Origin of the sequence: Lysobacter sp. CFH 32150 (genome assembly GCF_022758295.1) — a bacterium.
GTDB lineage: Bacteria > Pseudomonadota > Gammaproteobacteria > Xanthomonadales > Xanthomonadaceae > CFH-32150.
Window position 1 is genome coordinate 61,063 of record NZ_JALDWJ010000001.1, and the last position, 11,456, is coordinate 72,518.

General features: G+C 63.4%; 12 protein-coding genes. 10 read left to right on the forward strand and 2 right to left on the reverse strand.

What is annotated here, in order from left to right:
• Positions 1 to 2 precede the first annotated feature (2 nt).
• Positions 3 to 2,975, reverse strand: a complete 2,973-nt coding sequence (locus MO486_RS00190; protein WP_242903496.1) for a TonB-dependent receptor — start codon at positions 2,973 to 2,975, stop codon at positions 3 to 5.
• A gap of 632 nt (positions 2,976 to 3,607) precedes the next feature.
• The gene (locus MO486_RS00195) at positions 3,608 to 4,618 is read right to left on the reverse strand and encodes a LysR substrate-binding domain-containing protein (protein WP_242903498.1); all 1,011 of its coding nucleotides are present in this window, start codon (positions 4,616 to 4,618) and stop codon (positions 3,608 to 3,610) included.
• 282 nt (positions 4,619 to 4,900) lie between these two features.
• Between MO486_RS00195 and MO486_RS00200 the strand changes: the two genes are divergently transcribed.
• The 10 genes from MO486_RS00200 (at position 4,901) to MO486_RS00245 (ending at position 11,446) form a co-directional block, all read left to right on the forward strand.
• Positions 4,901 to 5,650 (forward strand): SDR family oxidoreductase, encoded by a 750-nt coding sequence (locus MO486_RS00200; RefSeq protein WP_242903500.1) that lies wholly within the window; start codon positions 4,901 to 4,903, stop codon positions 5,648 to 5,650.
• A gap of 10 nt (positions 5,651 to 5,660) precedes the next feature.
• Positions 5,661 to 6,296 (forward strand): 2-dehydro-3-deoxy-6-phosphogalactonate aldolase, encoded by a 636-nt coding sequence (locus MO486_RS00205; protein WP_242903503.1) that lies wholly within the window; start codon positions 5,661 to 5,663, stop codon positions 6,294 to 6,296.
• Positions 6,293 to 7,441 carry a galactonate dehydratase gene (gene dgoD / locus MO486_RS00210; RefSeq protein WP_242903505.1) on the forward strand — a complete coding sequence of 383 codons (1,149 nt, stop codon included), beginning with the start codon at positions 6,293 to 6,295 and terminating at the stop codon, positions 7,439 to 7,441. Before MO486_RS00205 ends, dgoD begins: the two co-directional genes overlap by 4 nt.
• 4 nt (positions 7,442 to 7,445) lie before the next feature.
• Positions 7,446 to 8,360, forward strand: coding sequence for an SMP-30/gluconolactonase/LRE family protein (locus MO486_RS00215; RefSeq protein WP_242903507.1), 915 nt, complete (start codon positions 7,446 to 7,448; stop codon positions 8,358 to 8,360).
• Positions 8,357 to 9,241, forward strand: a complete 885-nt coding sequence (locus MO486_RS00220; protein ID WP_242903509.1) for a 2-dehydro-3-deoxygalactonokinase — start codon at positions 8,357 to 8,359, stop codon at positions 9,239 to 9,241. The genes MO486_RS00215 and MO486_RS00220 overlap by 4 nt, the downstream gene beginning before the upstream one ends.
• Positions 9,242 to 9,338: 97 nt before the next feature.
• On the forward strand, positions 9,339 to 9,773 hold the full coding sequence (locus MO486_RS00225) for a hypothetical protein (protein ID WP_242903511.1): 435 nt from the start codon (positions 9,339 to 9,341) through the stop codon (positions 9,771 to 9,773).
• Positions 9,774 to 9,847: 74 nt separating this feature from the next.
• Positions 9,848 to 10,501, forward strand: coding sequence for a hypothetical protein (locus MO486_RS00230; RefSeq protein WP_242903513.1), 654 nt, complete (start codon positions 9,848 to 9,850; stop codon positions 10,499 to 10,501).
• A 15-nt stretch (positions 10,502 to 10,516) separates the two neighbouring features.
• Positions 10,517 to 10,846, forward strand: a complete 330-nt coding sequence (locus tag MO486_RS00235) for a heavy metal-associated domain-containing protein (RefSeq protein WP_242903516.1) — start codon at positions 10,517 to 10,519, stop codon at positions 10,844 to 10,846.
• The gene (locus tag MO486_RS00240; RefSeq protein WP_242903518.1) at positions 10,839 to 11,231 is read left to right on the forward strand and encodes a hypothetical protein; all 393 of its coding nucleotides are present in this window, start codon (positions 10,839 to 10,841) and stop codon (positions 11,229 to 11,231) included. The genes MO486_RS00235 and MO486_RS00240 overlap by 8 nt, the downstream gene beginning before the upstream one ends.
• Complete coding sequence (locus MO486_RS00245; RefSeq protein ID WP_242904572.1) at positions 11,231 to 11,446, forward strand: GDCCVxC domain-containing (seleno)protein; 216 nt, start codon at positions 11,231 to 11,233, stop codon at positions 11,444 to 11,446. The genes MO486_RS00240 and MO486_RS00245 overlap by 1 nt, the downstream gene beginning before the upstream one ends.
• Positions 11,447 to 11,456: the final 10 nt, after the last annotated feature.

Here is an 11,456-nt window from a genome sequence, read left to right on the forward strand (position 1 = left end):
GCTCAGAACGTCACGCGGAGGGTCGCGGCGTAGCGCGTGTCGTTCACGTACCAGGAGGTGACGCGGCGGCCGGCCGCGTTCTGCTCCATGATCGTGCGCTGCTCGGCGTTGTTGAGATTGTTCATCTCCAGGCCGAGCTGGATGTGGTCGGTGATCTTGTAGAAGATCGAGCCATCCAGCTGGCCGTAGTCGTCGCTGTACACCGGCAGTTTCCAGGGAATACCGCCGTCTCCGCCGTTGTAACCATTGGCACCGACCGACAGCAGGTACTCGCTGCGCCAGTTGTAGGCCAGGCGGATCTGCCAGGGGCCTTTCTCGTAGAAGGCGGCCACGTTGTAGGAATTCTTGGACAGGCCATCGGCCGGCTGGTCGCCAAACAGCGAGCCATCGGTGTCTCGCGGCACCGTATCAAGATTGTTCGGCACCTTGGTCGAGCTGTCGATATAGGTGTAGTTCGCCGACATTCCCAGTCCATCGAAGGGCGCAGGCAGGAAGTCGAAGAACTGGTTCCAGCCGATCTCCGCACCCTGGATGCGCGCCGTGCCGACGTTCACGGGGCGACTGATCAGGTAGTTGTATTCGTTGCCATCGGCGCCCGGATAGGCAACCAGTTGCGACTGGCGGCGGAAATAGTCCTTGATGTCCTTGTGGAAGAAGTTGATCCAGGCCATGCCGCCTTTGTCCGGAGCGAAGTACCACTCCAGCGACAGGTCGAACTGGTTGGCCTTCATCGGCTCCAGGTAGGGGTTGTCGAAGGAACTGCCGGTCAGCTCCAGGTCGCTGACAGGCAGCGGGCTGCCGTCGGTCGGTGGCGTGACGCCGGATCGCGGGCTGGCGTTCAGCACCTGGTAGGCCTGCATGTCGCTGAAGGCCGGTCGGGCGATGGCCTTGGAGGCGGCGAAACGCACGATCAGGTCGTCGGCAGCTTCCCAGCGCAGGTTCAGGCTGGGCAGCACGTCCGTGTAGGAATTCTTGGCAGTGACGGGCTCCGATTCACCGGCCCCCAGGTAGGGCGCATAGGAAACATTCGGGTAGATCAGGAAACCCTTGGCGGAATTCTTGGTGCGAACCACGCGCACGCCGATGTTGCCGTCGATACGTGCGTCGTCCAGGGCGAAGTTCAGCATCGCATAGGCGGCTTGGGTCTTCTCGCTCTGGACGTTGGTGTGCCGGTTGTCCAGTTCCGTCCGTGCGTACGTTATGCAGCAATTGTAGTAAGGGGATGCGGCATCGTGGATGTCCTGGTAGCTGCCTGGATAACCAAGCGCAGTTTCCAGTATGGGCGCGAAGAAGGAACCCGGCGTGTTGGCGTCGCCGCGGTAGAAATTGTTGAACGTATTGAGGTGCACCAGGCTGGAGTTGACTGTGCTGTTCAGATCCAGCGGCGGCATTGGGCCGGTGCCCGGCAGCGCCCACCCACGCATCCAGGTCTGGAACACCGGCTTCCAGTTGTAGCCGGTATCGATGCTGGTGGCGTCCCGATTGGTCAAGCGGACGCCGAACTCGAACGACTCGAGGAAGCCGCCGTCGAAGCTGTGCTTGAGGTCGGCGCGCCAGGCTACTTCATCGGCCTTGTTGTCGTCCTGATGATCCATCGTGAAGCCCCAATAATAGTTATTGGGATTTCCCGTGAACTGCTCGTCGACGCCGATGGACGGCACGCCACCGTCACCGACGGCAACGTCGATATAGGGCACGTTGACGCCCAACGACACTGTGGAATCCAGGCTCTTGGTGGTGGCCTTGATGTACTGCAGCTCGGTCGAAAGTTCGGTGCTGTCGGTGAGTTTCCAATTCATGCCGACGGAGTAGTCGGTCGTCTTGGAATCGCGGTGGGAAGCGCGGATATCCGTTCCCATGGGGACGCCGCCGGCCTGGGTGAGCCGGCCCGAACGGAACACATTGCCGTCCATTACATAAGGCTGGCTTGTGTCAAGCGCTACTTGGAGGGGATCGTTCGAGACGAAGATGGCGTCCTCGAACCAGAGCTCGTCGTATTTGCTCTGGAAGGCGGTTGCGTAGAGCTCGATGGCGTCGGTGGGGCGCCACTGCATGGCGACATAGGCGCCATCGCGCTCGCGTTCGTACTCCAGCGTGCGCCAGTCGGCGCCTCGCGGCAGCCAGAGCTCCTCGTTGACGCCGTCGCCGTTCAGATCGTTGTTGTCGTTCTTGAAGAACGGCCGCACGAACATGCCGTCGGTGCGGGTGGCCAGTTCCGAGTGCGCGATATCGACCAGGAAGCCGACCTTGCCGACGCTGGTGTCCCAGCTGTTGCTGTACAGCGCGGAGACGGAAGGCTTGTATTTCTCGACGAAGTCACCGTAGTTCTCGCTGACGCTGGCGCTGATCCTCTGGCCATCGAAGTCGAAGGGCATGAAGGTGCGCAGATCCACGGTGCCGCCCAGGCCACCTTCGATCATGTCGGCCTTCTGGTTCTTGTAGACGTCGACGCCGGACATCAGTTCGGATGGCACGTCCTGGAAGCTCAGGCTGCGGCCGCCGGATGCAGAGAAGCTGTCGCGACCATTCAGTTCGGAACGAACCTGGGTCAAACCGCGGACCTGCACGCCGTTGCCTTCGGCCGAGAAGTGTTCCGGATCGCCCACCGACAGGAAGTGGTCGATGGTCACGCCGGGAATGCGCGAGAGCGTTTCGGTGACGCTGCGATCGGGCAACGCGCCGATATCGAGTGCAGTGACCGAGTCGACGAAGGTGTCGGCGTCACGCTTGATGTCCTGCGCCCTGTAGACAGAACCACGGATTCCGGTGATGACGACGGTATCGAGCGAGGTTGCTTCCTCTTTTTTCGCTTCCTCTTTCGTTTCCTGGTCGTCCTTGGCCGCAGCTGCATCCTGCGCGTGCGCATTAGCGCTCAACAATGCAGCGATGGCGAGCGCGATGGCCGAACGCTTCGCGTCGCGGATGGAGCCTTGATTCGCCTTCCGGGAAACCGGCTGGCTCTGGTGCGATGACATGGATGTTCCCTCCCAGGGGCACATGCGAGATTTGGAATGGCGGTCGGAGCGGCTACAGAACCGGTCCGTCACGTGACGCCGTGGTGGCGACCGATGCGGTAATCGCGCGGTCGCGACTCGTTGAACGTGCAGGTCTCGGGCCGGGAATCCGGCAGGGCCATCCAGGCAAATCGACCAGACATCGTTGAAGACGCGCGCTGCCGTGTATGCGCGCTAGCGCTCAATGCAGCGAGGGCAAGGGCCGAACGCTGGAATTCGCGGGTATGACATTGAAGCACCCCCCAATTTGACGGGTGGCGCGGTTGGCGCGTTGATTCGCGGGTATGACATTGAAGCACCCCCCGATTTGACGGGTGGCGCGGTTGGCGCGTTGACATGCTAGTTCCCTCCCAGGACCCTTGGCACGATCTCGAGTTGTGGTCGGGGCCCTATTGGCCGGCGCCCGATGTACCGCTTCAAACTGGCTTGCGATCTCCACTCTTCGGCGGATGTCGACCGTGCTTGCCCGGGGGTGGGATGAGAGGCATTGCGCGGCTTCGGGCGGAGAATAGGCATCCGCCGTCATGCCATACAAATGAAATATTCCGAGCGATCTATATTTGTCTGGAATACATCTAAACGGCCGGCACTACTCAGTCCTCGCCCAAGTGGTCGAGGTTGTTTGACCGCGGGCGCCGTGCGTTCTGCTGAGGCGGTGGCTCCGCGTAGAGCCGACCGGCGGTGATACGCAGCACTTCAAGCACGCGTTGTCCGCCCGGCGAGAGCAACTGGTCGCGGCGGCGGATGATGCCGAACGATTCGATGCTCACGCCCAACTCGATCGGTAGCACGGTCAACATATTCGCCTGCGTGTAGGGCGCGACCGAATCCACCGGCAGCGCCGTCAGCAGGTCGCTGTTTCGCAGCAGGTCGGTGATCACCGGCAAGGCTGAGGTTTCGACGATGTTCTGCGGCCACGGAAGCCCGTGTTCCAGGAACATCGCATCCATGCGCGCACGCAGCAGGCTGGCCGGCGGCGGCAGGATCCAGCCGTACTCGAGCAGGTCCGAATGCTCCAGGTCGCGGCGGCGTGTCAGGGGGTGCCCGGCGCGTGCGATCAGCGAATGCGGCTCGTCGGCCAAGGGCTCGAAGTCCAGTTCCGCCAACCCGTCCGGCCCGAGGATGCGGCCGACCACCATGTCCAACCGGCCGTCGACCAGCTTGGCCACCAGCGGGCGGCTATAGTCCATTTCGACGCGGATCAGCAGGTTGGGGAATTCGCGCTTGACCGCTGCAATGGCCTGCGGCACCAGGTTGGTACCCGGGTTGACCACGGTGCCGATGGCCACCTCCCCCATCTGCCCCTTGCGCAGCGCGACGATCTCATCATGCGCACGGCTGAGTTCGGTCAGCGCGGCGCGGGCATGGCGAATCAGGGCCTGGCCATACCAGGTGGGCACCACACCGCGCGCGTGGCGGTCGAACAGCTTGACCCCGAGCATGCTCTCCATCTCCGTCAGCAGCTTGGATGCCGCCGGCTGGGTCATATTCGCCGCCTCGGCTGCACGCAGGACCGAGCCGTGCTCGGACAGTTGCAACAGCAACAGCAATTGCCGCGTCTTCAGTCGCGTTGCGTTCGCCCAGTTCGTGCCTGACTGACTCATGTGTTTTTCCTGAGTATTCTCTGGAGGAATACAATATGACGAAAATTTCATTGGCCGAATATATCTTTTTCACGCATCGTGCTGCCGCGGGGCTATCCCCCGCCAGCGCCGCCGGACGGCCATTTCGCTACCCCGCGCAGGGGACCAATGCGGGTTCGTACGTCTCCGGATTCCACAGGCAACAGGAAGCACAGGGCCGGGAGGACCAAGCATGGCGAAGCAGGACGACGACAAGGCTTGCCGCTTGAGTCGCTTGCTGCCCCTGCATCTGCGGTGCGCGTCATGAGCGCCCGCCTGCAGGGCAAGATCGCCATCGTCACCGGCGCGGCGCGCGGCATCGGCGCGGCGACGGCGCAGTTGTTCGCCCAGCACGGGGCGCTTGTGTTTGGCGTCGATCGCGATGCCCCCGACGAGCCATCGCCCCAGGTGGAATACCTGCGTGCCGACGTGACCGATGTCGCCGCCATCGGAGCGGCCATCGAACAGGCGCGTGCCCGCCACGGCCGAATCGACGTGCTGATCAACAATGCGGGCGGCGACGTGTTCCGCGATCCGCTGTCGTTAAGCGACGACGATTGGGACCGTTGCCTGTCGCTGAACCTCAAAGGCGCCTGGAACGCGACGCGCGCCGTGCTGCCATCGATGCTGGCGCAGGGCGCGGGCAGCATCGTCAACATCGCTTCAGTGCATGCGCACAAGATCATTCCTGGCGCATTCCCCTACCCCGTCGCCAAGCACGGCCTGATCGGCCTGACCCGTGCGTTGGGGATCGAATACGCGGCGCGTGGCATCAGGGTCAACTCTATATCCCCCGGATTGATCTTGGTGCCGCGCATCGCGGCCTGGTTCGCAGCCAGCCCCGACCCCGAGGCCAAGCGCCGCGAGCAAACCGAACTGCTGCCGTGCAAGCGTATCGGCACGCCCGAAGAGGTCGCCTATACCGCGTTGTTCCTCGCCAGCGACGAAGCACGCTTCATCAACGCCACCGACATCCTGATCGATGGCGGCCGGTCGCAGCTCTATCACGAGTGAGCCACGACGGATGAGCCAAGCCGCCCTCGCCTCTGACCCGCCATTTCGACTGCCACTGATCGCGATCTTGCGCGGCATCAGGCCGGAGGAAGCAGTCGAGCACGTTGGTGCATTGGTCGAGGAAGGCTTCGACGCCATCGAGATTCCGCTCAACTCACCGGACTGGACTGCCAGCATCGGCGCCGTCGTGCGCGAGTTCGGTGCGAAGGCCTGGATCGGTGGCGGCACCGTGCTGCGCGAGCAGGACGTCGACACGCTGCTCGACCTCGGCGTGCGTTTCATCGTCACGCCGAATACGAATCCGCCCGTGATCCGTCATGCAGTCCAGCGCGGGTTGCAGGTCGTCGCCGGCTTCGCCACCGCCAGTGAGGCGTTCGCCGCCATCGCGGCCGGCGCGCAGATGCTCAAGCTGTTTCCGGCCTCGGTGTACGGACCATCACTGGTGCCCGCGCTGCGCGCGGTGTTGCCCCCTATTCCACTTTTCGTCGTCGGTGGCGTTACCCCGACCATGTTGCCCGCCTACCTCTCCACGGGCAGCACCGGGGCCGGCATCGGCGGCGACCTTTACAAACCAGGCCAGTCGGTCGAAACCACGCGCGAGCACGCGCGTGCCTTCCGACAGGCCTTGCTGGAACACACAGCATGAAGATCGTGCGCCTGAGCACCTATCACGCCGCACCGCGGTGGTTGTTCCTCAAGATCGAAACCGATGAGGGCATCGCCGGCTGGGGCGAACCGGTTGTCGAAGGTCGCGCGCAGACCGTGGAAGCGGCCGTGCACGAGCTGTCGGAATACCTGATAGGCAAGGATCCATCGCGCATCAACGACCTCTGGCAGACCATGTATCGCGGCGGGTTCTATCGCGGTGGCCCGGTGCTGATGAGCGCCATCGCCGGCATCGACCAGGCCTTGTGGGACATCAAGGGCAAGGCGCTGGGCGTGCCGGTCTACGAATTGCTTGGCGGACGCGTGCGCGACCGCATGAAGACATACCGCTGGGTCGGTGGCGATCGGCCCGCGGACATCATTGCGCAGATAAACACATTGCAGGCATTGGGCTACGACACGTTCAAGTTCAACGGTACCGAAGAGTTCGGCATGATCGACACGCCGCGTGCCGTGGATGCGGCGGTGGAAAAAGTGGCCGAGATCCGCGCTGCATTCGGGCATTCGGTCAGCTTCGGCATCGACTTCCACGGCCGCGTCAGCGTGCCGATGGCACGGGTGCTTCTGCGCGAGCTGGAACCGCTGCGTCCGCTGTTCGTCGAAGAGCCGGTGCTGCCTGAACAGTCCGAGTACTATCCGCAGCTGGCGGCGGCGACCCCCATCCCGCTCGCCGCCGGCGAGCGCATGTACTCGCGGTTCGACTTCAAGCGCGTGTTCGAAGGCGGTGGCCTGTCGATCGTGCAGCCGGACCTGTCGCATGCCGGCGGCATCACCGAATGCGTCAGGATTGCAGCCATGGCCGAAGCCCACGATGTCGCGCTCGCACCGCACTGCCCGCTCGGGCCGGTGGCATTGGCGGCGTGCCTGCAAGTCGATTTCGTCTCATGGAACGCCGTGCTGCAGGAACAAAGCATCGGCATCCACTACAACCATGGCGCCGACCTGCTCGACTACGTGATCAACAAGCAAGATTTCGAATGCGTGGACGGGCACATCGCCGCGTTGCCGGGCCCCGGCCTGGGCGTGGAGATCGACGAAGAGCGGTTGCGTGCTGCTGCTGCCAGTCCGCCACAATGGCGCAATCCGGTATGGCGGCATGCCGACGGCAGCGTCGCCGAGTGGTAATGGCATGACCGCATACGCAGCGGCGAAGGTCGAACCGGAGCTCGCGGTCGACAGCCGCTGCGAGTTGGGCGAATGCGTCCTGTGGTGCGAACGACGCAGCGCACTGTTCTGGACCGACATCACGGCGGCGCGATTGTGGATGCACGTGCCGGACGGCGGTGTCACCCGCCATTGGAACTTGCCCGAGCGCCTCGGCTGCTTTTCGCTGTGCGACGACGGCCAGCTGCTGCTGGGCCTGGCGAAGGGCCTCTACCTGACCGACGTCGATGGCGTCGATGCCCTGGCGTTGAAGCAAGTCGCCGAAGTCGAGCGTGACCGCGACGATACGCGGATCAACGATGGCCGCACCGATCGCCATGGCAACTTCGTGTTCGGCACCAAGAATGAGCGCGACGACTCGGCGACCGGCGGCTACTACCAGTTTTCCTTCGCCCGCGGCTTACGCCGCCTCGCCTTGCCAGCCGCCGCCATTCCCAACTCCATCTGCTTCAGTCTCGATGGTGGCACGATGTATTTCTGCGACTCCCGGGTGCCAGAAATTCTTTGTTGCGACTATGAGGCGGATCTCGCGTCGGTTTCCAACGTGCGTGGGTTCGCGCATGTCGATGCGGAAGGCGCTTCACCGGATGGTTCGATCATCGATGCCGAAGGCTTCCTGTGGAACGTGCAGTGGGGCGCCGCGCGCGTCGTGCGCTACCGCCACGATGGCAGCATCGAGCGTATCCTCGCGATCCCGGCCAAGAATCCATCGTGCTGCACGTTCGGTGGCGCGAACTTCGCCGAGTTGTACGTCACTACCGCGCGTGAGGACATGACTGTGGATGAGTTGGTGCACATGCCCCATGCGGGTGGCATCTATCGCCTGCCGATGGCGGATGTGCGCGGCTTGCCGGAAGACCGCCTGGTGACGACCGCATGATCGCGGTCGACTGGGGCAGCAGCAGCCTGCGTGCCTACTGCCTCGATGATCGTGGCGTTGTCCTCGACCAGCGCCGTGTCGACGTTGGCGCACTGTCCTGCGAGCGCCGGTTCGCTGACGTGCTTGCCCGCCATATCGATGGATGGGACGACACGCTCATCATGATGTGCGGCATGGTCGGTGCGCGTGGCGGCTGGAAGGAAGTGCCGTACGTGAAATGTCCGGCGGGCGCGAGCGAAATTGCGGCGGCGATCGTGTCTCTCGAAGAATCCACGACTGCGTTGGCCGGCCGTGAATTGCGAATCGTCCCCGGTATGATCAATCACGGTTCCACTTCGACGGCCGACGTCATGCGTGGCGAGGAAACGCAGATCATTGGCCTGTTGGATGCCATCGGCGACGGTACCCACACCGTCTGCCTACCCGGGACGCACAGCAAATGGGCCCAAGTACGCGATGGGATGATCCAATCCATTCATACCGCGATGACCGGCGAAGCCTACGCCTTGTTCCGCACCCACAGCGTGCTGGCAAGGCTGATGTCGGCGGAGGATCCACCTTTCGATGCCGCAGCGTTCGACAAAGGCCTCCTACGCAGCGGCGACGCAGGCGGATTGCTGCACCACTTGTTCGGAGTGCGCACGGCAGGACTCCTCGGACGACTGTCGGACATGGAATCGCCCTCGTACCTGTCGGGCTTGCTGATCGGGCACGAGATCCGCGCGCAGTCGCCGCATCCGCGACACGTTCACCTGATCGGTAACGACCGCCTGCTGACGCTCTACGCGCACGCACTGGACACCTTCGGCATTGCCACCAGCCGCCATTCAGAAGAGCTTGCAGCGCATGGCTTGCACCGTCTGTCGCGCTTGAGGGGATAGCCTGACAGCGTCCTCTGCCGATATACGGTAAATCCGCACCGACTGCCGATTGCCGCTCGCCTTGCCGCTGCCCCGGTTTAGGGGTTAATTTGCACCCATGCGCAGCCGTACCCGCCAATCGATCAAACGCAGCCTGTGCGGCCTGTTGGCCGTACTGATGTCGCTGCAAGGCATGGCCGTGGCCAGCAACACGTTTGCGCAGGTCGCAGGAGCACTCGAGCCGGTTCCAGCCGTAGTGGCCGCTGACGACGAAGATATGCCGTGTCACGACATGATGATGGCCGACAAGTCCGACGCCATCGCCCCGCCGCAGGCAGATACTGCGCCGGATGAAAATTGCGATGGCGATTGCTGCGGGCCCGATCACGGCTGCGGCATGGCGTATTGCATGGCCGGCAATTTCCTGGCGGTACCTGGAGCCGAATCGCACTTGCTGCCGTACTTGGCCATGGCCGCGAATGAGTTCCCGCCGCCCGTGCTCGGGCGGATCACGCCTGCACACGGACCGCCGCTGAGGCCACCGATCGCCTGAGTCTCCCCGGTTCCGACTCCATGCCGTAGTGCGGCATGGTTCGTCGCGATTGCGACGCATTCGGGAGACTTCCCATGAAACCGATATTCCCTGTCCTGGGCGCACTTGCCCTGGGCATGCTGGCGCCGCCATTGGGCGCCAAGCCGATCGCATTCGCAAAAGGCACGACTGCGATGTTCGAATACGGCGCCGGCACCATGAGCGAGGCGCAGGTGTTCTATGCGCCGCGTTATTGGTGGTCGACGGGCGTCGGCTGGACCGCGCTGACCAGCGAGGACGGCGCCAAGCAGCGTCATATCACTTACATCCGCGGCAATCTGCTGGCGAAGCGCTGGAACCTGCCGGGCGCGCAGGCGAACGTGTTCGTCTGGGGCGGGCTAGGGCGTGCGACCGGCAACGATTTCGCCGGCAGCACGCTGGCGCGCAACGCCGGCTTCCAGGCCGATCTCGAAACCCGGCGGCTGTATGCCGCGTTTCGTTCCGACCTGCAGGAAAGCGATTGGTACTCGCATCGCATCGACACCCTGCAACTCGGCTGGGCGCCCTACGCGCACGACTACGAAACACTGGCCACCTGGTTCGTCGTCCAGGGCCGCCGCTACACCGGCGATCTGTTTGATGGCACCGAGACTGCCCTGCTCGTCCGCTTCTTCAAGGGTGGAACGTGGGTGGAGATCGGCGCTACGACCGACGGCAAATTGCAGGCCATGGCCATGTTCACCTTCTGATATGGAGTAGCGCAAATGAAATTCCTCAAGGCAACCGCATTCGGTTTGCTGCTAAGCGTTTCGATGCTGGCCTCGGCCAGGACCATCGAGATGGACGTCAACGGTTTGGTCTGCGCGTTCTGCGCGCAGGGCATCGAGAAGACGCTGAAGAAGTTCCCGGCCACGCACGCGGTGTACGTCAGTCTCGAACATCGCCTCGTCGCGGTGGAACTGAAGGACGGCATGGACATCGACGATGCCGCCCTGCAAAAGGCAATCAAGGATTCTGGTTACACGATCGTGGCGATCCGGCGCAGCGACGCTTCGCTGGAAGCCATCAAGCAGCGGGTGGCCACCGATGACTGACGCCGCCAATGCACCGTTGCGCCGCAACCTCGGCGTAGCGGCGGTCACGTTGATCGCCAGCAGCGGCACGCTGGTGTGCTGCGTCTTGCCCGCGGTGATGGTGACGCTGGGTGCTGGCGCAGCGTTGGCCGGATTGGTGACTGCGGTGCCGCAGCTGATCTGGTTGTCGGAACACAAAGCAGGCGTCTTCAGCGTCGCGTTCGCGATGCTGGCGTTGTCAGGCGCCCTCCTCTGGCGCGCACGCGCGCTGCCCTGTCCTGCGGATCCGGATCTTGCGAGGGCCTGCAATCGTCTGCGTCGGGCCAGTGGGTGGCTGTGGAGTATCGCCCTGCTCTGCACGGCGATTGGAGCGTTGTTCGCATTCGTCCTGCCGAGGCTGTCTTGATCACGACCAAGCTTGAACTGCAAAGCACATTGACCTGCCCGCTCTGCGGGCATCGCACGGCCGAAACCATGCCCGTCGACGCCTGCTGGTTCTTCTATGACTGCGCCGGCTGCGGCGAAGTCCTGCAACCCAAAACTGGCGACTGCTGCGTGTTCTGTTCCTATGGAACGGTGCCCTGCCCGCCCAAGCAGCAAGGCTCGTCCTGTTGCGGATAACTTTTGCGAG